The organism is Pseudomonas sp. BYT-1 (assembly GCF_023611805.1).
Lineage (GTDB): Bacteria > Pseudomonadota > Gammaproteobacteria > Pseudomonadales > Pseudomonadaceae > Aquipseudomonas > Aquipseudomonas guariconensis.
This window is the reverse complement of the sequence record NZ_CP072559.1, coordinates 4,932,205-4,954,269: the sequence shown is the minus strand read 5'-3', so window position 1 is coordinate 4,954,269 and position 22,065 is coordinate 4,932,205. Positions and strand designations below refer to the sequence as shown.

Here is a 22,065-nt window from a genome sequence, read left to right as displayed (position 1 = left end):
GCCGAGTGGCGCTCAACAGCATCGAAGAGCTGGTGGAAGACATCCGCCAGGGCAAAATGGTCATTCTCATGGACGACGAAGACCGTGAGAACGAAGGCGACATCATCATGGCCGCCGAGTGCTGCCAGGCCGAGCACATCAACTTCATGGCCAAGCACGCCCGTGGCCTGATCTGCATGCCGATGACCCGCGAGCGCTGCGAAACGCTCAAGCTGCCGCTGATGGCGCCACGCAACGGTTCGGGCTTCGGTACCAAGTTCACCGTATCGATCGAAGCGGCCGAAGGCGTCACCACCGGCATCTCCGCCGCCGACCGCGCGCGCACCGTGCAGGTGGCCGCCGCTCGCGATGCCAAGGCCGACGACATCGTCAGCCCAGGCCATATCTTCCCGCTGATGGCCCAGGCCGGCGGCACCCTGGCCCGCGCCGGGCACACCGAAGCGGCCTGCGACCTGGCGCGCATGGCTGGGTTCGAGCCCAGCGGTGTGATCTGCGAAGTTATGAACGACGACGGCACCATGGCCCGTCGCCCGGAACTCGAGGCCTTCGCCGCCGAGCACGGCCTGAAGATCGGCACCATCGCCGACCTGATCCACTACCGCATGATCCACGAGCGCACCGTGCAGCGCATCGCCGAGCAGCCGCTGGACAGCGAGCTGGGTCAGTTCAATCTGGTCACCTACCGCGACGCGGTGGAGGGCGATGTGCATATGGCCCTGACCCTGGGCACCATCTGCGCCGAGGAGCCGACCCTGGTGCGCGTGCACAACATGGACCCGCTGCGTGACCTGCTGATGGTCAAGCAACCGGGCCGCTGGAGCTTGCGTGCAGCGATGAGTGCCGTGGCCGAGGCCGGCAGTGGCGTGGTACTGCTGCTGGGCCACCCGCTGGATGGTGACGTGCTGCTGGCGCACATCCGTGAAAGCGCCGGTGACGCCCAGCCCAAGACCCCGACCACCTACAGCACCGTCGGTGCCGGCTCGCAGATCCTGCGTGACCTGGGGGTGCGCAAGATGCGCCTGATGAGCTCGCCGATGAAGTTCAACGCGATATCCGGATTCGATCTGGAAGTTGTAGAATACGTGCCCTCCGAGTGACACAGGCGTAACTGTCGTCCTGCCGCTCGTGTCCAAACCCTCCCGCAGGCCGCGTGTGCGCGGCCTCGCTCTTTAAGATGAGAACACCGGAATGACCCTGAAGACCATCGAAGGTACCTTCATCGCCCCCAAAGGTCGCTATGCTTTGGTGGTTGGCCGCTTCAACAGCTTCGTCGTCGAAAGCCTGGTGAGCGGTGCCGTTGATGCCCTGGTACGCCATGGCGTCAGCGAAAGCGACATCACCATCATTCGTGCCCCGGGCGCCTTCGAGATCCCGCTGGTTGCACAGAAAGTCGCCCAACAAGGCGAATACGACGCGATCGTCGCCCTGGGCGCGGTGATCCGCGGCGGTACCCCGCACTTCGAATACGTGGCGGGCGAGTGCACCAAGGGCCTGGCCCAGGTGTCCATGGAGTTCGGTGTTCCGGTGGCCTTCGGTGTTCTGACCGTCGACTCCATCGAGCAAGCCATCGAGCGTTCCGGCACCAAGGCCGGCAACAAAGGTGCCGAAGCTGCCCTGTCCGCCCTGGAAATGGTCAGCCTGCTGGCGCAGTTGGAGGCCAAGTGATTAGCGACGAAAGCGATCGTTTCAACCCGCGCGAGCCACGCGCGGCGGATGCCGGCAAGCCCTCGAAGAGCGCCAAGCGCCGCGAAGCCCGCAAGCTCGCGACCCAGGCGCTGTATCAGTGGCACATGGCCCAGCATTCGCTGAACGAAATTGAGGCTCAGTTCCGGGTCGACAACGATTTCTCCGATATCGATGGCGCCTATTTCCGCGAGATCCTGCACGGGGTTCCGGCAATCAAGGGCGAGATCGACAAGGCCCTGGCTCCGTGCCTGGACCTGCCGCTTGAGGAACTCGATCCGGTCGAGCTCGCGGTGCTGCGCCTGTCCACCTGGGAGTTCATCAAGCGCGTCGACGTGCCGTACCGCGTCGTGATCAACGAAGGCGTGGAACTGGCCAAGGTCTTCGGTGCCACGGATGGTCACAAGTTCGTCAACGGTGTGCTGGACAAGCTGGCTCCGACGCTGCGTGACGCGGAAGTCAAGGCGAACAAGCGCTGATCGCGGCGCTTTCCGACCATGGGTGAGTTCGAGCTGATCCGCCATTACTTCGCTGCCGCGTCCTGTGCGCAGGGCGGCGAAGGTGTGGTCCTCGGCATCGGTGACGACTGCGCCCTGCTGGAACTACCGGTCGGCGAGCAGTTGGCGGTGTCCACCGACACCCTGGTCGAAGGCGTGCATTTCCCTGCGGCCTGCGACCCACTGCTACTTGGCCAGCGTTCCCTGGCGGTAGCCGTCAGCGACTTGGCGGCCATGGGCGCCGACCCGATCGGTGTCACCCTGGCCCTGACATTGCCCGGGGTTGGCGCCGACTGGCTCAGGCAGTTTGCCGACGGCCTCAACCTCATGGCCCACCGATGCGGTGTCAGCCTGATCGGCGGCGACACCACCCGCGGCCCCTTGAGCATCACCGTCACCGTGTTCGGCAAAGTGCCCGCCGGGCAGGCCCTGCGCCGTAGCGGCGCCCGGCCGGGCGATTTGCTGTGTGTCGGCGGTCATCTGGGCAATGCCGCAGGTGCCTTGCCGCTGGTGCTGGGCCAGCGCCAGGCGCCCGTCGAGGTCGCCGAGCCGCTGCTTGCCCACTACTGGTCGCCGATACCTCAGCTTGTCTTGGGCCGGCAGCTGCGCGGTCGGGCCACGGCAGCACTGGATATCTCCGATGGGCTGCTCGCCGACTGCGGCCACATTGCCAAGGCTTCGGGCGTTGCCTTGGAGGTGAACGCCGAGCAGGTGCCCGTCTCGCCGGCCCTGGAAGCCTTTCTGGGGCGCGAGGCGGCCCTGTACGCCGCGCTCACCGGCGGTGACGACTACGTACTGGCGTTCACCCTGCCTGAAGCACTTCTTTCATCCTTGCCTGAAACGGGCGTCATCCATGTCATCGGCCGCGTGCGCGAAGGGCAGGGTGTGAGCCTGCGCGACCGGCAGGGCCAGGACATCACCCCGACGCAACGGGGCTATCAACATTTTAGGGAGACACCGTGACCGACCACCCCAACCAGGTGCCTGCGGAGTTCGTTCCGCCTTCGGTCTGGCGCAACCCCTGGCATTTCATTGCCTTTGGCTTCGGTTCCGGCACTTTGCCCAAGGCGCCCGGCACCTGGGGCTCGCTGGTCGCCTTGCCGTTCATCCCGCTGTGGCAGATGCTGCCGGACTGGGGTTACTGGCTATTGCTGGGCATCACCATGCTGTTTGGCTTCTGGCTGTGCGGCAAAGTCGCCAATGACTTGCGGGTGCACGACCATGAGGGCATTGTCTGGGACGAGATGGTCGGGATGTGGATCACCCTGTGGCTGGTGCCAGAAGGCTGGCAATGGCTATTGGCGGGGTTCTTGATGTTCCGCTTCTTCGACATCCTCAAGCCGTGGCCGATCCGCTGGGTCGACCGTCACGTGCACGGCGGTGTCGGAATCATGCTCGACGACATCCTGGCTGGTGTGTTCGCCTGGCTGGGCATGCAGGTGTTGGTATGGGTGGTTGCCTGACTTAAGGAGTGGGTCATGGGCATAAGGACGGTGCTGCTGGCAATGGTGTTGCTGCTTGGCCCAGGGGCGAGCGCGGTCATGGCTGAAAGCCTGCCCAGGCAGATCCATCTGGTCAGCGAAGAGTGGCTCGACTACACCAACGCCGATGGCACCGGCGTGGCGTGGGATGTGCTGCGCAAGGTCTTCGAGCCCGCAGGCGTGAAGGTACTGACCCAGAGCGCGCCTTACAGCCGGGCGGTAGGGTTGGTCAAGCGCGGCGAAGCCGATGCCTGGGTGGGCTCCTACCACGAGGAAAACGACGACAACCTCTATCCCCGCTGGCATTTCGATGTGGATCACATCTATGCCCTGGGCCTGGTCAGCAAGCCTGTGCCGACGCCCGAGAGCATCGGCCAGTACCGGCTGGCCTGGGTACGCGGCTATGAGTTCCAGAACTACCTGCCTCATGTCAAAAGGTACCGCGAGGTCCAGCGCCGCGAAGGTATCCTGCCGATGCTCGAGCACGATCGTGTGGACTTCTACATCGATGCCTTGACCGAGGTCGACTATGTCTTGGACCGGGCATCTGATCCTGACCGCTGGCGTCGTACCCATGTTGCAGAGCTGCCGCTGTACCTTGCCTTCGCTCGCAACGACAAGGCCAAGGCGCTGAGCGAACTGTTCGACCGGCGCATGCAGGAACTGGTGCGCAGCGGAGAGCTCAAGCCTATTTTCGAGCGCTGGCAGCAGCCGTACCCTTTCACGCCAGAGAGCCAGCCGTACTGATATGGCGTGAGACGCTGTGAGAGCGCCGGCGTCTGAACATCGAACTTTTCGATCTTAAGCGGCGATATTCAGCCTGCGCATGCTCTGCAGCCTGCTGATACAATCGGGCCATTGAAAATTGCCTACTTTTAGGAGCACAACGTGCCCGTCGTCTTTGTCGCCGCCTCGAAACTCCCGACTCCCTTCGCGATCTTCACCATGCATGGTTTTCTCGATGAAGCCACGGGCCGCGAGCACGTGGTGCTCAGCCTGGGTGATATCGCCGATGGTCAGCCGGTGCTGGGGCGCCTGCATTCCGAATGCCTGACCGGCGATGCGCTGTTCAGTCAGCGCTGCGACTGCGGCTCGCAACTGGAGGCCGCCCTGCAGGCCATCGCCCGCGAAGGCCGTGGCGTGCTGCTGTACCTGCGCCAGGAAGGTCGCGGGATCGGCCTGTTGAACAAGATCCGCGCCTATGAACTCCAGGACGGTGGCGCCGATACCGTCGAAGCCAACGAACGCCTGGGCTTTGCTGCGGACCAGCGCGACTACGCGATGTGCCTGCCGATGCTCGAACACCTGGGCGTGCAGTCACTGCGTCTGATGACCAACAACCCGCGCAAGGTCAAGGCACTGACCGACATGGGCATCAAGGTCGCCGAGCGCGTCCCGCTGCACACTGGGCACAACCCGCACAACCGTCACTATCTGGCCACCAAGGCCGGCAAGCTCGGCCACATGATGGGCAACGAGCACCAGGGCGAGCCCCAGGCGTGACCCGCGGCCAGGTGAAGCGGCGCCTGGCGCTGGCCTGGTGGCAATACCTGGCGGTGGGCCTGGTGCCGTTGCCAGTGATGGCCTGGGCCTTTGGCGGCGGCGATGCCTTGATTCCCGTCTTGGCGATGCCCCTGTTCATTGCCGGTGCTGCGACCATGTTCCTCAGCCTGCCGCGCTTTGGCGCGTATAAGCGCGCCTTGATCGCGACGTCCAAGGCGCTGGGTTCGCCGGAGGAGCCGCAGGCCTGGATCGTACTGGCCCAGGTGCGGCGCATGGCCATGCTGTTCGCCTGCTTCCCGGCCTGGGTAGCGGCGCTGTCGGTGCTGGTGGGCCTGGAGACAGTGCCTCAGGTGCTGCTGGCGCTTTCCACGGTGGTACTGCTCTACCTCTACCGCATCCCTCGCCAGCTGGGCTGATGCGCGTACTTCTCTGCCTGTTGGCCCTGCTGGCCTTCGGCGCCCTGGCCGAAGACAGGCCAAGGGTCATCAGCCTGGCGCCCTCAATGAGCGAAATCATGCTCGAACTGCACGCCGAGGACTTGCTGGTGGGTGTGCTTGATGGCGGTGAGCGGCCTGCGGCGTTGTCTGGCCTGCCATCGGTGGGACGCCATGGGCAATTGGACATGGAGCGCCTGCTCAGCCTCAAGCCTGATCTGTTGCTGCTGTGGCCCGACAGCGTGGCCCCGGCCCAGCGCGATCAACTCAGGCACCTTGGGATCGCGACGTTCGTCGGTGAACCCAAGGATATCGACCAACTCATCGGGCAGATCGAAACCATCGGACAGCGGGTCGGCCGAGCGGAGCAAGGCCGGCAATACGCACAGGCCCTGCGTGAGCGGATGCGCAGCTTGCGCGAGCAGTACCATCGTGAACGACCGCTGCGAGTGTTCTACCAGGTTTGGGACAAACCGCTGTACACCCTCGGCGGGCGGCAGATCGTCAGCGACGCTTTGACGGTTTGCGGTGCCAGCAACCTGTTCGCCGACCTTCCCCAGCCTGCACCACAGGTGAGCGTGGAGGCCGTACTGTTGCGCGATCCTGACGTGATCCTGGCCGGTGATCCGGCGCAACTGGCGAGCTGGAAGGCCTGGCGTACGCTCAGTGCGGTGAAGGCCGACCGCCTGCTGGTGGTGCCCGACAAAGGCCTGGAGCGCCCCAGCGGTCAGATGATCGACGCCACGGCACGTTTGTGCGCGTTGCTGGAGGCTAAAGCACCGGTGTCCAGGTGACGCTCAGCAGCCAGGTGCGGCCTTCTTCGCGATACCCGTAGTTGGCGCCCTCATAGTTGTAATGGGTGCGGCTGTATTGCTTGTCCAATAGGTTGTCCAGCTTCAGGTCGAACTTCACCTCATTGGTAGCTGCCCAGCTGCCGCGCAGTCCCAGTAGACCGTATCCGCCAATAGTGTCGGTGTTCGCTTCATCGTTGTAGCTGCTGCTGACCGCCTGCCAACTGGCGCCTAGCGCGAAACGTTCGAACTGCCGATCGAGGTCCAGGCTCACAGTACGCCGGGCACGGCGGGAGAGGGTGTGGCCGCTGTCGCGGTCGCGTGGATCGATTAGCGAGAGGCCCAGTTGGGAGGTCCAGCCGTCCCAGTCCTGGCTCAGGGCCATCTCGAAACCATTGACCCGCGCGGAATCGACATTCTCCGGGCGTACGCTGTAGTTGATAGCGTCCTGCAGGTCGGTGCGATACAGCGAGGCTTCCAGCTTACTGCGCTCGCTCAGCTGGCTGCGCCATTGCAGCTCGTAACTCTTGGAACGTTCAGGCTTGAGATCCGGATTGTTGTAGCCCGGGAAGTACAGGTCGTTGAAAGTCGGTGCCCGAAAACCTTCGCTGTACGAGAGCAGCACATCGTTATTCACGTTGAGCGGTACTGTCAGGCTACCGCTCCAGCTGGTCTGGCCGCCGAACTGCTGGTTGCGGTCATGACGTACGCCAAGCTCGGTGGAAAAGTATTCGCCACGGAATCGGTGCTGGGCGAAGGCGGCGCGGTTCCAGCGGCTGTCTTCGGTGAAATCGGCACTGGCATGGACACGATCTTCGTACCAGTCGCCTCCCAGCAGCAGGCTGTTGCGGTCATCCAGTGTCAGGTCGTTCTGCCAGGTGGCTTGGTCGCGGTAGGTATTGAATGGATAGCGGGTCCCGGCGAGTTTGTCGCGGCTTTCGTCGCGATTCTCGCTATGGGCCAACTCCAGCCGACTATTCCATCCCTCGCTGACCTGAGCGTCCAGATAGCTGCCGATGCTGCTGACGGAAAAGTCCGAATAGGGCTCTTGTGCGCTGAAACCACGAGGCTCGTCGTACTCGCGGCGTCCACGGCTATCGAGCACATTCAGCCCTGTCTCGAAACGTTCGCTGAAGGTGTGGCTTAGACTCAGGTTGAATGACTTGTTGCGGTAGGCGTCATGATCCGCGTCGCTGGCAAAGGATGGCCCGGTCGAATCGATGCCTGCCGTCTCATCCAGGCTGGCGCCGAGGTTGAAGCGGGTCGCCTCGCTGCCGCCGGAGAGCCCGAGGCTGCGCTGGAAGCTCTGGTTGCTGCCCGCCGCCAGGCGCAGGCGTGGTTGCAGGCCAGGACCTGTGCCGCGACGGGTGAAAATCTGGATGACCCCGCCAATGGCATCGCTGCCATAGATCGCCGAGCGTGACCCGCGCAGCACTTCGACCCGCTCGATCTGGTCGACGTCCAGGTATTGCAGGGCGCTGTCCCCGGATGTGGCATTGGCGATGCGCACGCCATCGACCAGCACTAGGGTCTGGGCCGCCTTGGTGCCGCGGATGAAGATCCCTGGCAGGCTGCCGCGTCCACCGGTGGGCGCTACCTGAACGCCAGGCACACGGGTCAGCAGGTCGGTGACATTGGAGGGTTGCAGGCGATCAATGTCGTGACGGGTGAACACGGTATTCGCGGCGCTGGTGGCGCTGCGCGACTCGACCTGGCGACTGGCGCTGATCAGCACGTCGGGGAGTTTGAGGGCATCGTCGCGATCCGGTTCGGCGGCCAGCAAGGCGGTGGGCAGGCAGAAAACTGCAGTGGCGAGGGACGAAATCTTCATCGGTAGTTCCATAACATTCGCGGGCAAGCCCCGCTTCCCTAGGGCTTGAGAGCAACCCTGTGGAAGCGGGGCTTGCCCGCGAATGCGTCAATCAGACAGCGTAAAGGCTTACAGGCCGAGCTTGGCCATCCGGGCCTTCACCGAGGCTTCGATACCGGCGGTATCGAGCCCGCACTCGGCCAGCATCTGCGCAGGCTTGGCGTGTTCGACGTAAATGTCCGGCAGGCCCAGGTGCAGCATCGGCTTGAGCACGGCTTCCTGGGTCAGGAACTCACTGACCGCAGCCCCCGCACCGCCCATGATGGCGTTCTCTTCGATGGTCACCAGCAGATCATGGTGGGCGGCCAGTTCCAGCACCAAGGCCTCATCCAAGGGTTTGACGAAGCGCATGTCGACCACGGTGGCGTTGAGGCCGTCGGCGACCTTCATGGCCTCGGCCAGTTGCACACCGAACACCAGCAGGGCGACTTTCTCGCCTTTGCGGCGAACCACGCCCTTGCCGATTGGAAGCGGCTCCAGGTCGCCGCTGATCGGTGCATTGGGGCCGGTACCACGAGGGTAGCGCACTGCCGCCGGGCCGTTGTACAGGTGGCCGGTGCTGAGCATCTTGCGCAGTTCGTTCTCGTCGCTTGGGGTCATCACCAGCATGCCCGGGATGCAACGCAGGTACGAGAGGTCGAAGCTGCCCGCGTGCGTCGGGCCGTCTTCGCCGACCAAGCCTGCGCGGTCGATGGCGAACAGCACGTCGAGGTTCTGTACCGCCACATCGTGGATCAACTGGTCATAGGCACGCTGCAGGAAGGTGGAGTAGATCGCCACCACCGGCTTGGCACCTTCGCAGGCCATGCCTGCGGCCAGGGTGACCGCGTGCTGCTCGGCAATCGCCACGTCGAAGTAGCGCTCCGGGTAGCGTTCGCTGAAGGCCACCAGGTCCGAGCCTTCCTTCATTGCGGGGGTGATGCCCACTAGGCGATTGTCGGCCGCGGCCATGTCGCACAGCCATTGGCCGAACACCGCCGAGTACTTCGGCCCGCTGACCTTCTTCGGTGCGACCGGTTTGTCGGCAGGTTCGAGCTTGGTGATGGCGTGGTAGCCGATCGGGTCCACTTCGGCCGGGGCGAAGCCTTTGCCTTTTTTGGTGATCACGTGCAGGAACTGCGGGCCCTTGAGGTCACGCATGTTGCGCAGAGTGGCAATCAGGGTCGGCAGGTCGTGGCCGTCGATAGGGCCGATGTAGTTCCAGCCCAGTTCCTCGAACAAGGTGCCGGGCACCAGCATGCCTTTGGCGTATTCCTCGGTGCGGCGGGCGATTTCCCAGGCGCCGGGCAGGCGCGACAGGACCTTCTTGCTGCCCTCGCGCATGCTCGCGTAGGTGCGGCTGGACAGGATCTTGGCCAGGTAGTTGGACAGGCCGCCCACGTTGCGCGAGATCGACATGTCGTTGTCGTTGAGGATCACCAGCATGTCGGCGTCGACTTCCTGGGCGTGGTTCAACGCCTCGAAGGCCATGCCGGCGGTCAGCGCGCCGTCACCGATCACCGCGATCGACTTGCGTGGGTCGTTCTGCAGGCGGGCGGCAATGGCCATGCCCAATGCGGCACTGATCGACGTGCTGGAGTGGCCGACACCAAAGGTGTCGTACTCGCTCTCGCTGCGCCGCGGGAAGGCGGCGATACCGTCCTTCTGGCGCAGGCTGAGCATACGTTGGCGGCGGCCGGTGAGGATCTTGTGCGGGTAGGCCTGATGGCCCACGTCCCAGACCAGACGGTCGTCCGGCGTGTCGAAGACGTAGTGCAGGGCGATCGTCAGCTCGATGACGCCCAGGCCGGCGCCGAAATGCCCACCGGTCTGACCAACGGTATAGAGCAGCTCCTGGCGCAGCTCGTCGGCCAGGGTCTCCAGGTCGGCTTCAGCCAACCGGCGCAGGCCGGCAGGCGTGTCGGCGCGGTCCAGCAGCGGCGTGACCGGGCGTTCGCGGGGGATCTCTTGAAACGTCGTGGGCATCAGGCGAGTCGTTATAGATGTGAAGACGCGGCAGTTTACCCCATTGTAGGAATTACTGCCCATTCAGACGCAGGTTGCATGCCCCCTGTGCGGGCCGGCTCACCCGCGAATGCGCAGGTCAATTGAGCATCGCATTTGCGGGCTAGCCGGCTCTCACAGTCGAGGTGTCAGGGTTTCAGTGGCGACGTTCGACGATGTAGCGGGCCAATGCGCGAAGGGGGGCTGCGCTGTCACCGAAGCCTTCGAGTGCTGCCAGCGCCTGGTCGCGCAGCTCGAGCGCGTAGGCCTTGGCCGCTTCCAGGCCGAGCAGGGCCGGGTAGGTCGGTTTGTCGCGGGCGATATCGGCCCCCTGGCGTTTACCGAGGGTGGCGGTGTCGCTCTCCACGTCGAGGATGTCGTCCTGCACCTGAAAGGCCAGGCCAATGGCCTGTGCATAACGTTGCAAGGCCTCGAGCTGCGCTTGGCTGGCGCGGGCGCTGGCCAGGGCGCCAAGGCGCACGCTGGCTTCGATCAGGGCGCCAGTCTTGTGCCGGTGCATGTATTCAAGGGCGCGCTGGTCGAGCTTGAGGCCCACCGAGCCCAGGTCGATGGCCTGACCGCCGACCATGCCCGCTGGCCCAGCAGCCTTGGCCAGAGCCTGGACCATGGCCAGGCGAGTGGCGTCGTCCTGAGGGCTCAGGCGCGCATCGAGCAGGGCGCTGAAGGCCAGGCTCTGCAGGCCGTCGCCGGCCAGAATGGCGCAGGCCTCGTCAAAGGCTTTGTGAGTGGTGGGCTGGCCACGACGAAGGTCGTCGTCGTCCATGGCCGGCAGGTCATCATGCACCAGTGAATAAGCGTGGATCAGCTCCACAGCGCAGGCGGCGCCATTGGCCTGCTCGGCCGGGGCACCGAAGGCCTCGCAGGCAGCGTAGGCCAGCAGTGGGCGTACGCGCTTGCCGCCGTTCATCACGCTGTAGCGCATGGCGGCGTAGAGGCGTTCGAGCTCCTTGGAAGGCGCCTGGAACAGCGGTTCGAGCGCAGCATCGACACGTGCCTGGCAGTTGGCCTGGTAGGCGCTGATCATGCTTCGGGCTCCGCATCGAAAGGCTGGGCCGCCAGTTCGCCATCGCGTTCGAGCAGGATCTGCACCTTCTGTTCGGCCTGTGCCAGGGCGCCCTGGCAGTCACGGGTCAAGGCAATGCCTTGTTCGAAGGCGGCCAGCGACTCTTCCAGCGACAACTCGCCGTTCTCCAGGCGCTCAACCAAGGCTTGCAGGTCGGCGAGGGATTGCTCGAAATCGATGGAGGCTTTTTTGCGGGCCATGGCGACTGTCTCGGTGGCATTCAGAACGGCGCGACACTAGCAGAGCGGGGCAGGGGGAGCAAACCGGGGAGGGTAATCATTCGTCGCATTTTGTTGCATTTGTGTCGGAGGCGGCAGCTTGCAAATTGCAAAGCGCTCAGATTGTGAGCGTTTTGGCCCTCTGCCATAATCCCGCGCGCTCTGCGCCGCGGCCTACAAACCGTCGGCATCTCTCCTACTCGATGTCACGTAACGGATTACGTTGTGAGCTTCCTTTCGATCGAATTCGGCCTCTGCTTCACGCTGTTCTTCATTGTCTATTGGAGCCTGTGCTGGAGCATACGTCTGCAGAACGTGCTGCTGCTGGCGGCCAGCTATGGGCTGGTGGCGAGTTACAGCCTGCAGTCGCTCTACATACTGCTGGGTTACAGCGTGCTGGTGTACCTGCTCGGGTTGCTGGCGGCGCGTTACCCGGGGCGCTGGTTCAGCCGGGCTTTGTTGCTGGGGTTGGTGCTGGGCTGCTTCTACCTATTCAAGTACCAAGCGTTCTTCGTCGAAGGCGTGCAGGCCGCCCTTGCCCAGTCGGGATGGCGCGTGTCCTTGCCGGTGCTGGAAGTGCTGGTGCCGATTGGCATGTCGTTCTACATCTTCCATTCGGTGAGTTACTTGGTGTCGATCAACCGGTGCGAGCTGGCGCCAGCCGCGCCACTGAATCTTGCGTTGTACCTGGCATTCTTCCCAAGCCTTGTGGCTGGCCCGGTCAACCGTGCCCTGGACATGCTGCCCCAGATCTGTCCAACTGCGATCCGCCAAGTGCTGGAGCCCCAGCGGGCCTTGGGGCTGATTGCCCTGGCAGTGGTCAAAGTGTTTTTACTCGGTGGTTGGCTGGCCAGCGAATGGGTGGATCCGGTGTTCGACACGCCCGGCAGCTTCACGCCCGAGCAGGTGTTGCTGAGTGTGTATGGCTACAGCTTCCTGATCTATTTCAACTTCAGCGGTTACACCAACCTGGTGACCGGCATCGCCCTGCTGCTGGGTTTTCGCCTGCCGGAGAACTTCAACGCGCCCTATGCGGCGCACAACCTCAAGGCATTCTGGGGGCGTTGGCATATCAGCTTGTCGCGCTTCATCCGTGACTATGTCTACATCCCCTTGGGCGGCAATCGCCAGGGCGTGTGGCGCGGCAACCTGAACATGTTGCTGGCCATGTTGGTGTCCGGCCTTTGGCATGGTGCGAGCCTGAACTTCATTCTCTGGGGCGCGCTTCATGGTGTGGGGCTGGCGGTCTACAAGCTGTTCGATCAACTGCTGCCTGGGGCCAAGGCACTGCCGGGGGCAGGGCTGGCTGCGCGATTGCTGACCTTCCACTATGTGGCATTCGCCTGGGTGTTCTTCCGCAGTACGACACTCGAGGGCGCCTGGGAAATGCTCGGCAATGTCGCCCAGGTGAGCATCGCCGGATTGTCGTCCTCCACGGGTTTGGCGGTGCTTGGCTGCGTGTTGTGCGTGGCGACTTATCCACAGTGGCTGGCGATCTTGCGCCAGGGCTTTGCCGCCAGCCAGCGCCTGCCATGGCCGTTGTATCCGGTGCCGCTGGCGGTATTCGTGTCGTTGGTGATCTTTGCATCGCAATCGGGCGTGCCGGGGTTCATCTATGCCAGTTTCTGATATCCGACAGTTGTTCCAGGCGCAGTTGGGCGCTGCCCGGGTGCTTTACGCGTTGGTCATCGCTACGCTGCTGCTGTGCTGGCTGAACCAGGACTCGATCAAGCTGTATTGCCAGCAGAAATACCACCAAGGTTGTGAGCTGCCGGTCATCGGCCAATCGTCTGCCTGGCGCCTGGGCGCAAGCCTTACCTTGGCACTGGAAGACGCACGCGACAGCTTTGTCGACAGCCTGCGGCGCAATACGCAGGTGGCCGCGACCCCGGCGCCTGTCGTCCTGCCGCCGACCATGCCGGTGGTGACCGTGGATCTGCAATCGGTCGCTCCGCCTGCCAAGCCTCGGCCAGCGCCCACGGTACAAGTGCCGCCGGCCAAGGCCATGCTGCCGATCGTAGCGCCCTCCGGCACGCTGGCGAGCCTAGCCACCGGCGATGAAGTCTTTCTGGTGGGGGACTCGCTGATGCAGGGCGTGGCGCCGCACCTGGCCAACAGCCTGCGCAAGCGCTACCAGATCAAGACGGTCAACCTTAGCAAGCAAAGCACCGGCCTCGCCTACCCGGGGTTTTTCAACTGGCCCAAGACCGTGACCGACACCCTGGCTGCCAATCCGAACATTCGCCTGATGATCGTGTTCATGGGGCCGAACGATCCCTGGGACATGCCCCAGGGCAAGGGCAAGCCGTTCCTGCGTTTCAAGTCGCCTGAGTGGGAGGCGATCTACCGTTCGCGGATCGACGCGATCCTCGAGCAGGCCCGCCAGCGCAAGGTCCAAGTGATCTGGGTTGGCCCGCCGAATATGGAACAGCCTCGGCTGTCCACGGCGATGGCTTACCTCAGTGGTCTGTATCAAGAGCGTACGGCGTTGTTCGGCCAGCACTATGTCTCGGCCAACCCGTTCCTTGGCTACCCTGACGAGCAGTTCGCCTATGCAGTGCAGACACCAGAGGGGCAGCGGGTCAAGGTGCGGGGCGACGACGGCATTCATTTCACCATCACCGGTCAGAAGATGATCGCAGCACAGGTGCTGTCGCTGATCGCCTTCCCGGGTTTGACTGTTACAGGACATTGAAATGCGCCAATGGCATCACCTGCTGGGCCTGACCCTGCTGATCTGCGCCCTGCCAGGCTGCAGCACCGGTGCGGGGGCTGCCGCACAGGCACAGCCTGCGGCCAGGACGATTCCCGCACAGCCGGCGCGTCAGGATGGCAACATCGCGCTGCTGGCGAACAAACTGCGCGGCGCCAATCGAGCGGGCGTCTCCATCGTCCAGTTCGGTGACTCGCATACCGCCGCCGACCTGTTCAGCGGCGAGCTGCGTCGGTTGTTGCAGCAGCGCTATGGCGATGGAGGTATCGGCTTGGTACCGGCATCGTCCGTGCCGGGAACCCGCAACGACCGGGTGATCGTCGCCAGTGCGCGGCAACAGTGGGAGTTGGTGTCGGCGCGCAATCAGCAGAGCAGCCAGTTTCCCCTGGGTGGATACTTGTCGCGGCCGGTGCTGGCAAACGCCAGCGTGACGCTTCAGGCCCGCGACCCCGATACGCAGCGCTACCGAATCTCGGCGTTGTACCAGGCAGCAGGCAACAGCACGCTGGTGGCCAATGGCAACCAGCGGCGCATGCTCCCGGCCAGCAATGGGCAGTGGCGCTTCAGTCCGGCGTTCACCAATCTGAGCTTGCCGGTGCGGCTCGGCGTGGAAGACAGTCAAGGTGTGATACTGGGTGGCTGGTACATCCAGGGCCAGAAGAACGCCGGCGTGACCTATTCGTCCCTGGGCATCAACGGTGCTCGGCTGGAGGTGGTGAACAAGTGGCAACCCGGTTGGCAGGAGAGCCTCAAGACCCTGCGAGCGGACTTGGTGATCCTCGCCTACGGCACCAACGAAGCCTTCGATGACACCCTCGACCTGAGTCTCTACCAATCGCAGTTGGACGCGGCCCTCAGCGGACTGCGCCAGGCGCTGCCGCGTGCGGCGATCCTGTTGATAGGCCCGCCCGACTCGATCAAGCATCGCAAGGCTCGCACCTGTACGGCTCGCCAGCCGCAGCCGTTGGCGTCGGTGATTCGCATCCAGCGCCAGGCCGCGCAGAAGCACAAGGCGCTGTTCTGGGACTGGCAGGCATACATGGGTGGGCCGTGCTCGATCGCGGCCTGGCAAGCGAGTGGGCTGGCGCGTCCGGATCTGGTGCACCTGACCGCCGAGGGGTATCGCAAAAGCGCGGCGGGGCTGTATCAATTCTTGAAAGGGCCGCTGCAGCTGCGCTGACAGCGGCAGCATTGTGAGCGCCGAAGACGGCCCGCTCCCGCAAAAACCACGATGCTCTCGAGAGCGCCTAGGATCTAGTGGGAGCGGGTTCACTGCGCAGAAGTCGCCGCGCAGCAAGCATGTTGCGCTGACTCAGGCCGGCACGGCTTCGCGCTCGGCCATCGCCTCGCGATAGCGCGCCAACTCCTCGATGGTCAGCACCGGCAGGTTGTACTGGCGGGCATAGACCGCCACCTGCTCGCCCCGGGCCATGCTGCCGTCGGGGTTCATCAGTTCGCACAGCACCGCCGCCGGGCGCAGGCCGGCCAGGCGTGCCAGGTCCACCGAGCCTTCAGTGTGGCCACGACGTGTCAGGACGCCGCCATTGCGCGCACGCAGCGGGAACACATGCCCGGGGCTGACGATGTGGCGCTGCTCGGCAGTGGAGCGCAGCGCGGCTTCGATGGTGGTGATGCGGTCCTGGGCGGACACGCCGGTGCTGACGCCCTCAGCCGCTTCGATGCTGACGGTGAAGCCGGTGCCATGGCGCGTCTGGTTGTTCTGCACCATCGGCGCCAATTGCAGGGCGTCGACCGTGGCTTCGTCCAGGCACAGGCAGACGATGCCGCTGCAGTCGCGGATCATCATGGCCATGGTCTGCAGCGAGATGTTCTCGGCGGCGGCGATGATGTCCGCTTCGTCCTCGCGGTCGTCATCGTCGAGCAACAGCACAGGACGCCCGGCCTGGAAGGCGGCGATGGCAGCGGTGACATTGGGGAATTGGGGATGATGCGTGGTGGACATGAAACGCTCCTCGTAAATGATCGATGAACGTCTCGGGGCGAATAAAATGCGCGCGCAGGAGCACCGGATGGCCCCCGCCTGACGCCTTCTTTCATCCGGACTATGACCGTCGGCCCTGGAATCTCACCAGGTCTGCTGACCCCCGGCATGGCCGGGGCGCTCGCGGGCTTATCTTTCGATTTACCGCCGGTGGGGACTTTCACCCCGCCCTGAAGACCGGGCAAGCATACCCCACTGTGCCACCCCGCTGGCAAGCCGGCGGTGTACGACCTTCGGCGGTATCATGGCCACCAAGGCTTTTGTGAGGCAGTACATCATGGACATTCTCGACGTCGCCGGCGGCAAGCCGGTCAAGCTGTGGACCGAAGGCGTGCCGGTGGAGGACGACGCCCGCAAACAACTGATGAATACCGCGCGCATGCCGTTCATCTTCAAGCACCTTGCGGTGATGCCGGACGTGCACTTGGGCAAGGGCTCGACCATCGGTAGTGTCATCCCTACCGTCGGGGCGATCATCCCGGCTGCGGTGGGGGTGGACATCGGTTGCGGCATGATCGCCGCGCGCACCTCGCTGCACGCCCGTGACTTGCCGGATAACCTGCACGGCCTGCGCAGCGCCATCGAAAAAGCCGTGCCCCATGGCAAGACCTTCGGGCGGCGTGACCAGGGCTCCTGGGACGCGGTGCCTAACCATGTCGACCAGGCTTGGCGCGGGCTGGCCGCGCGTTTCAAGGCGATCACAGACAAGTACCCGCGCTTGGAGAAAACCAACAATCGCCATCACCTGGGCACCCTGGGTGGCGGCAACCATTTCATCGAGGTTTGCCTGGATGAGGCCGACCGCGTGTGGTTCATGCTGCACAGTGGCTCGCGCGGTGTCGGCAACGCCATCGGCAACCTGTTCATCGAACTGGCCCAGGCCGACATGCGCCAGCACTTGGCGAACCTGCCCGACAAGGACCTTGCCTACTTCGAAGAAGGCAGCCGGCATTTTGCAGACTACGTGGAGGCGGTGGAGTGGGCCCAGGACTTCGCACGGCACAACCGCGAGCTGATGATGCAGGCGGTGATTGCCACCACGCGCAAGGTCTTGGGCAAGCCTTTCGAAGCGAATCTCGAGGCGGTCAATTGCCACCACAACTACGTGCAGCATGAGCAGCACTTCGGCCGTGAGGTATTGGTCACCCGCAAAGGCGCGGTGTCAGCGCAAAAAGGCCAGTTGGGTATCATTCCCGGATCCATGGGCGCCAAGAGCTTCATCGTGCGTGGGCTGGGCAACGAAGAGTCGTTCTGCTCCTGCAGCCATGGCGCAGGTCGGGTGATGAGCCGCACCAAGGCCAAGAGCCAATTCACTGTCGAGGACCAGCGGCGGGCCACGGCGCACGTGGAGTGCCGCAAGGACAAGGACGTGATCGATGAGATCCCGATGGCCTACAAGGACATCGATGCGGTGATGCACGCCCAGCGAGAGCTTGTGGAAGTGCTTCACACCTTGCGTCAGGTGGTGTGTGTCAAAGGCTAAGCCTTGTAGGTGCGGGTTCGGATGATGATTGCGCCGAGCCCTTGATTGGGTGCGGAGAATCCTCCACCGGCGAAAAAGTAGGATCGCGAGCACCCCTCGTTCTCTTTTCGGAGAGAAGCTTTTAGGACCCTTCCCAAACCACTGAACACCTACCTACGGCCCGATTACCTGTTGGTTTAATCCCGCCCCTACTGGATATCGGATGATCAGAAGGGGCACAGGGATGTCGCATGTTTTTTCGGCCTGGGTGCTCGTTGCCGTTGGCTGCACGAGCTTGATCATTGCCGCAGCGCCCATGTCACGCAGGGGATAGGAGCATTTGCGGACAATTAAAAAGCCGGCTTGTGGCCGGCTTCTCGGGGACGGTCTTGGCTAATTTTTGGTAAGCCGCAACCGCCTTAACGGGATGGCCATGAAGGCCTGAAAAGAGATGGCGGACGGCTGTGTGAGGCGTCGCCAGGCCCTCTGGATCGCGGCTTGCGCCGGCCGGGGCTGAATGTGCGGCGTAGCATACTAGGGCTGGCGCGGGTTGCCCAGCAAAAAGTGGCGCCGGGGTGTTTCAGCAAGGGCGGCGTAGGCTGAAACATGACCAGTGGAATACCCAACCGAGGATCTGCATGCCCTGGGCCTGGCGCTGGCGGGGGGTGTAACGCTCTGTGGGCTCATGACCGTGCAGGTACAGGTTGTCCAGTCGATCGCGGCTCAGGCGATGAACCCTCAAGCGGCCATTGTGCATCAACACGTAGGTCTCGCCGTCCACGACCCATGTCAGGCTCCGGTCGATGACCAGGGTGGCGTCGGTGGGGATGATCGAAGCGATGCCGGTCATGGGCATCGGGATGCAGGCGGCATCTTCTGGGGCAACGCCCAGCATCTGCAGCATTTGTTCGGAAAACGACAGGTATTTGCCTTCGTCGGGCTGGAGCGTTCCATTGCGCAGCAGATGGATCGGGAGGCGGATGAAGGTCCCTTCTTGATTGGCTGGTTGCGCCATGTTGAGGTGCGAGGGGTATGGGTTCGCGAGTGGATTGACGTGCTTGGGCCCTTCGCCCGTGCGCAGCCAGCGCCGATGTACGCAGAACAGTTCGGCGATATCGTCCAGCCGGGCCAAGGGCACGCCGCGCCTGAACCAGTTGTTGACGTGCTGGGGTGTGACACCGCGAAGGATGGCAAAGTCGGAAGGGGTCAGGTGGCACTCCTGGAGGAGGACTCTGAGACGGTCACCGGAAGTATTCATGGAGGCCGAGTCTAGCGAGTCGGTGCGGGGGCGGGAATGAACCGGGAGTTGATGAGTTTTGTAGGAAATAAATGCAATTGTCGGAGCTTTGCGTAGGGCGAAGTAGGCCGTTTCGCGTGAAGGTGCCGTGCATTTCAACCAGGCAAAAAAAACCCTGCCGAAGCAGGGCTTTTCTTCAATCCGGTCTTAGCCCTTGTAGGCGGCAACCGACTTGGTGATCTCGGCACGGGCGGCATCAGCGCCTTCCCAGCCCTTGACCTTGACCCACTTGCCTTTCTCCAGATCTTTGTAGTTCTCGAAGAAGTGCTTGATCTGTTCCAGCAGCAGGGCTGGCAGGTCGGTGTATTCCTTCACGTCGACGTACAGCTGGCTCAGCTTGTCGTGCGGAACGGCCAGGACCTTGGCATCGCCACCGCTCTCGTCGTCCATGTGCAGGACGCCGACCGGACGGGCGCGGATGACCGAACCTGGAGCGACCGGGTACGGGGTCACGACCAGCACGTCCAGCGGATCACCGTCGTCGGCCAGGGTATTCGGGATGTAGCCGTAGTTGGCAGGGTAGAACATCGGGGTGGCCATGAAACGGTCGACGAACAGGGTGTCGCTGTCCTTGTCGATCTCGTACTTGATCGGCGCGTGATTAGCCGGGATCTCGATGGCGACGTAGATGTCGTTCGGCAGGTCTTTGCCCGCCGGAATCTTGCTGTAGCTCATTGGGCAGTGCCCCCGTGTTTGACCAAAAAGTGGCGGCGATTATAGGCACATTCCTACCGGGCATGCCACGCCCCGCCGGATGTGCGGCCCCGTCAGGCCTGGGTTTCGCGGTACAGAGGGTGCTCGGCCTGCAACCGGTCCAGGCGTGCGAGCGGGTCCTGGCGATAGAACAGCGCCAGTTGCTGGTACACCTGTGGATAAACCTGGTGCAGCAGGTCGGGCGCACTGAAGAAGTACTCGCTGGTGACGGCGAAGAATTCCGCCGGGTTTTCGGCGGCGTACGGGTCGATGGCGGTCTCGGCGTCGGGATTGGCGTCCAGTTGCCGGTTCATGTCGTTATAGGCCTGCTGCATGGCGCTGGCCCAGTCTTCCACGCGCATGCCCTTGTGCAGCGGCGGCAGGCCATTGGCATCACCATTGAGCATGTCGAGCTTGTGGGCCAGTTCGTGGATCACCAGGTTGTAGCCTTCCCAGCCGCCACTGGCCAGCGCCCCGGGCCAAGCCAGGATCACGGGGCCCTGTTGCCAGGCTTCACCGCTGTGCTCGGCGTCCCAAGTGTGTTCGACACCGCTGGCGTCGCGGTGGCGCTGGGGGCTCACGAAGTCGTCGGGGTAGAGGATGATTTCGTGGAAGCCCTGGTACCAGTTCAGCTCGCCTAGATGCAGCAGCGGCAGTTGGGCCTGGGCGGCGAGGAACAGACGCTGTTCGTCGTCCAACTGCACCCCGGGCAAGGCGGTCAGGTGCTTGTCGTGCAGAAACAGCACACAGGCTTCACGCAGGGTGCGGTCTTCTTCGTCACTGATGCCGTCGAGCATGGGCAGGCGCTCGCGAATCACCTGCCACAGCTGCGGATCGACGGGGTATCGAGCCAGGGTACGTCGGCGACGCCAGGCGCGCAGCGACCACATGACCGGTCAGTGGGCCTTCGCCGTGCGGCCCAGGCGGCCACGCAGCAGACCCAGGATCATCGGCACCAGCGACAGGATAATGATGCCGACGACCATCAGCGACAGGTGCTGCTTGATGAACGGGACGTTGCCGAAGAAGTAGCCCAGGGTCACCAGGCCGCCGACCCACAGCAGCGAACCTGTGATGCTGAAGGCCAAAAAACGCGGGTAGAGCATGTGTGCGATGCCAGCGACGAATGGCGCGAAAGTCCGCAGGATCGGCAGGAAGCGCGCCATGGTCACGGTCTTGCCGCCATGGCGCTCGTAGAAGTCATGGGTACGCTGCAGGTAGTCGCGGCGGAAGATTTTCGAGTTGGGATTGCGGAACAGTCGCTCGCCCGTGGTTCGGCCGATGACGTAGTTGGTGCTGTCGCCCAGGATCGCCGCCGCCATCAGCAGGCCGGCCAGCAGTACCGGATCCATGCCACCGCCTGCAGCGACGGCGCCAGCGATGAACAGCAAGGAGTCGCCCGGCAGGAAGGGCATCACCACCAGGCCGGTTTCGCAGAAGATAACCGCGAAGAGAATCGCGTAGATCCAGGGGCCGTAGTTGGTGACCAGCAGATCGAGGTAAGCATCGAGATGCAGGATAAGGTCCAGCGGGTTGAATTCCATGTACAACACCTGTGTTCTTGACCCGCAGCTACGGGCGCACGATGACGGACTGTGCCAAGGGCGTAGGCTTTTTTACCTGCGGATGGGTAAATTTTCACACATGACAGGAAGGGCATTATACGGCGATGGCAGGAATGTGCCCGGGGAGTTTGTAGCGGCGGGTTTCGAGGGGCGTTGCTCAGGGAATCCAAGCGATTCATCCCCCTGTGGGAGCGAATAAACCCGCTCCCACAGGATAAGGCGGTGCTCAGTCCTGAGTGATCGGCAAAATGTAGTTTTCGAACTCGGTGTCCTTGCGAAAACCGATCGATTCGTAGGTCTTGCGTGCCACGTCATTGTCGCTGCTGGTAGAGACCCGCATGCGCACGGCGTTGGTGTCCTTGGCCATCTTCTTGGCTTCACGCATCAGATGATCGGCCACCAGCATGCGCCGGGAATCTTCGGCCACGTAGATGTCGTTGAGGATCCACACGCGCTTGAGCGACAGGGAGGAAAAGCTCGGGTACAGCTGGCAGAAGCCAAGCAGGCGACCCTCTTCGTCATCCGGTAGGGCCAGGTAGATCACCGATTCGCCCCGCTTGAGGCGTTTTTCCAGAAAACTGCGTGAGCTGTCCGGGTAGGGCAACTGCCCATAGAACTCGCGGTACTTCACGAACAATGGGGTCAGCAGGTCGAGGTGTTCCAGGGTTGCCTTGATGATGCGCATGTGCGGCCCTCAGTGTCCATTTGGGGATACGGCGGATTGCCAGCAGCTTCAATCGCATGCTGCCCAAAGCAGGTTAGAAGCGCAATCCGCCTTCCATTACATGT

Annotated in this window: 23 protein-coding genes and 1 riboswitch; of the genes, 13 read left to right on the top strand and 10 right to left on the bottom strand. The window is 63.3% G+C overall.

Going from position 1 to position 22,065, the window contains the following annotated elements; genetic code table 11:
• Positions 1–5 precede the first annotated feature (5 nt).
• The 9 genes from ribBA (at position 6) to J5X93_RS23155 (ending at position 6,392) form a co-directional block, all read left to right on the top strand.
• Positions 6–1,097, top strand: coding sequence for a bifunctional 3,4-dihydroxy-2-butanone-4-phosphate synthase/GTP cyclohydrolase II (ribBA, locus tag J5X93_RS23195; protein ID WP_043210223.1), 1,092 nt, complete (start codon positions 6–8; stop codon positions 1,095–1,097).
• 91 nt (positions 1,098–1,188) lie between these two features.
• Positions 1,189–1,665: a 6,7-dimethyl-8-ribityllumazine synthase gene (gene ribH, locus J5X93_RS23190; RefSeq protein ID WP_043210219.1), complete on the top strand. Its 477-nt coding sequence runs from the start codon at positions 1,189–1,191 to the stop codon at positions 1,663–1,665.
• Positions 1,662–2,162 (top strand): transcription antitermination factor NusB, encoded by a 501-nt coding sequence (gene nusB / locus J5X93_RS23185; protein ID WP_043210218.1) that lies wholly within the window; start codon positions 1,662–1,664, stop codon positions 2,160–2,162. The genes ribH and nusB overlap by 4 nt, the downstream gene beginning before the upstream one ends.
• Positions 2,163–2,180: 18 nt before the next feature.
• Entirely contained in the window at positions 2,181–3,143 is a 963-nt protein-coding gene (gene thiL, locus J5X93_RS23180; protein ID WP_090346922.1) for a thiamine-phosphate kinase, read from the top strand.
• Positions 3,140–3,643: a phosphatidylglycerophosphatase A family protein gene (locus J5X93_RS23175; protein ID WP_043210214.1), complete on the top strand. Its 504-nt coding sequence runs from the start codon at positions 3,140–3,142 to the stop codon at positions 3,641–3,643. Before thiL ends, J5X93_RS23175 begins: the two co-directional genes overlap by 4 nt.
• A gap of 15 nt (positions 3,644–3,658) precedes the next feature.
• Positions 3,659–4,408, top strand: coding sequence for a substrate-binding periplasmic protein (locus J5X93_RS23170; RefSeq protein WP_043210212.1), 750 nt, complete (start codon positions 3,659–3,661; stop codon positions 4,406–4,408).
• 141 nt (positions 4,409–4,549) lie between these two features.
• Positions 4,550–5,164, top strand: coding sequence for a GTP cyclohydrolase II (gene ribA, locus J5X93_RS23165; protein WP_043210209.1), 615 nt, complete (start codon positions 4,550–4,552; stop codon positions 5,162–5,164).
• Positions 5,161–5,580 carry an MFS transporter gene (locus J5X93_RS23160; RefSeq protein WP_090346923.1) on the top strand — a complete coding sequence of 140 codons (420 nt, stop codon included), beginning with the start codon at positions 5,161–5,163 and terminating at the stop codon, positions 5,578–5,580. Before ribA ends, J5X93_RS23160 begins: the two co-directional genes overlap by 4 nt.
• Positions 5,580–6,392, top strand: a complete 813-nt coding sequence (locus J5X93_RS23155; protein ID WP_250034062.1) for a cobalamin-binding protein — start codon at positions 5,580–5,582, stop codon at positions 6,390–6,392. The genes J5X93_RS23160 and J5X93_RS23155 overlap by 1 nt, the downstream gene beginning before the upstream one ends.
• On the opposite strand, the gene J5X93_RS23150 is transcribed toward J5X93_RS23155, so the two are convergent.
• The 4 genes from J5X93_RS23150 to J5X93_RS23135 form a co-directional block, all read right to left on the bottom strand.
• Positions 6,370–8,220 (bottom strand): TonB-dependent receptor plug domain-containing protein, encoded by a 1,851-nt coding sequence (locus J5X93_RS23150; protein WP_250034059.1) that lies wholly within the window; start codon positions 8,218–8,220, stop codon positions 6,370–6,372. The genes J5X93_RS23155 and J5X93_RS23150 overlap by 23 nt on opposite strands.
• A 108-nt stretch (positions 8,221–8,328) precedes the next feature.
• Entirely contained in the window at positions 8,329–10,224 is a 1,896-nt protein-coding gene (dxs, locus tag J5X93_RS23145; RefSeq protein ID WP_250034056.1) for a 1-deoxy-D-xylulose-5-phosphate synthase, read from the bottom strand.
• A 175-nt stretch (positions 10,225–10,399) separates the two neighbouring features.
• On the bottom strand, positions 10,400–11,287 hold the full coding sequence (gene ispA, locus J5X93_RS23140) for a (2E,6E)-farnesyl diphosphate synthase (protein ID WP_090346926.1): 888 nt from the start codon (positions 11,285–11,287) through the stop codon (positions 10,400–10,402).
• Positions 11,284–11,526, bottom strand: a complete 243-nt coding sequence (locus tag J5X93_RS23135; protein ID WP_011531978.1) for an exodeoxyribonuclease VII small subunit — start codon at positions 11,524–11,526, stop codon at positions 11,284–11,286. Before J5X93_RS23135 ends, ispA begins: the two co-directional genes overlap by 4 nt.
• Before the next feature lie 243 nt (positions 11,527–11,769).
• On the opposite strand from J5X93_RS23135, the gene J5X93_RS23130 reads away from it, so the two are divergent.
• Genes J5X93_RS23130 through J5X93_RS23120 form a run of 3 tightly spaced genes read left to right on the top strand, consistent with a single transcriptional unit; the run spans position 11,770 to position 15,437 of the window.
• Positions 11,770–13,173: an MBOAT family O-acyltransferase gene (locus tag J5X93_RS23130; RefSeq protein ID WP_250034054.1), complete on the top strand. Its 1,404-nt coding sequence runs from the start codon at positions 11,770–11,772 to the stop codon at positions 13,171–13,173.
• Positions 13,160–14,239 (top strand): SGNH/GDSL hydrolase family protein, encoded by a 1,080-nt coding sequence (locus J5X93_RS23125; protein ID WP_182816556.1) that lies wholly within the window; start codon positions 13,160–13,162, stop codon positions 14,237–14,239. The genes J5X93_RS23130 and J5X93_RS23125 overlap by 14 nt, the downstream gene beginning before the upstream one ends.
• 1 nt (position 14,240) lies before the next feature.
• The gene (locus J5X93_RS23120) at positions 14,241–15,437 is read left to right on the top strand and encodes an SGNH/GDSL hydrolase family protein (protein WP_250034052.1); all 1,197 of its coding nucleotides are present in this window, start codon (positions 14,241–14,243) and stop codon (positions 15,435–15,437) included.
• A gap of 132 nt (positions 15,438–15,569) precedes the next feature.
• On the opposite strand, the gene ribB is transcribed toward J5X93_RS23120, so the two are convergent.
• Positions 15,570–16,220 (bottom strand): 3,4-dihydroxy-2-butanone-4-phosphate synthase, encoded by a 651-nt coding sequence (ribB, locus tag J5X93_RS23115; protein WP_250034050.1) that lies wholly within the window; start codon positions 16,218–16,220, stop codon positions 15,570–15,572.
• A gap of 79 nt (positions 16,221–16,299) precedes the next feature.
• Positions 16,300–16,441, bottom strand: a riboswitch (FMN riboswitch).
• 95 nt (positions 16,442–16,536) lie between these two features.
• Between ribB and J5X93_RS23110 the strand changes: the two genes are divergently transcribed.
• A complete protein-coding gene (locus J5X93_RS23110) occupies positions 16,537–17,742 on the top strand; it encodes an RtcB family protein (RefSeq protein WP_250034048.1) in 1,206 nt (401 codons plus the stop codon).
• A 559-nt stretch (positions 17,743–18,301) separates the two neighbouring features.
• Here J5X93_RS23110 and J5X93_RS23105 read toward each other — a convergent pair.
• The 5 genes from J5X93_RS23105 to J5X93_RS23085 form a co-directional block, all read right to left on the bottom strand.
• On the bottom strand, positions 18,302–18,979 hold the full coding sequence (locus J5X93_RS23105) for an XRE family transcriptional regulator (protein WP_090346931.1): 678 nt from the start codon (positions 18,977–18,979) through the stop codon (positions 18,302–18,304).
• Positions 18,980–19,165: 186 nt separating this feature from the next.
• Positions 19,166–19,693, bottom strand: coding sequence for an inorganic diphosphatase (ppa, locus tag J5X93_RS23100; protein WP_043210184.1), 528 nt, complete (start codon positions 19,691–19,693; stop codon positions 19,166–19,168).
• Between the two features lie 92 nt (positions 19,694–19,785).
• Complete coding sequence (locus J5X93_RS23095) at positions 19,786–20,601, bottom strand: M90 family metallopeptidase (protein ID WP_250034045.1); 816 nt, start codon at positions 20,599–20,601, stop codon at positions 19,786–19,788.
• Positions 20,602–20,607: 6 nt separating this feature from the next.
• The gene (locus J5X93_RS23090) at positions 20,608–21,255 is read right to left on the bottom strand and encodes a DedA family protein (RefSeq protein ID WP_043210180.1); all 648 of its coding nucleotides are present in this window, start codon (positions 21,253–21,255) and stop codon (positions 20,608–20,610) included.
• 247 nt (positions 21,256–21,502) lie between these two features.
• Complete coding sequence (locus tag J5X93_RS23085) at positions 21,503–21,961, bottom strand: GNAT family N-acetyltransferase (RefSeq protein ID WP_043210178.1); 459 nt, start codon at positions 21,959–21,961, stop codon at positions 21,503–21,505.
• Between the last annotated feature and the right edge of the window lie 104 nt (positions 21,962–22,065).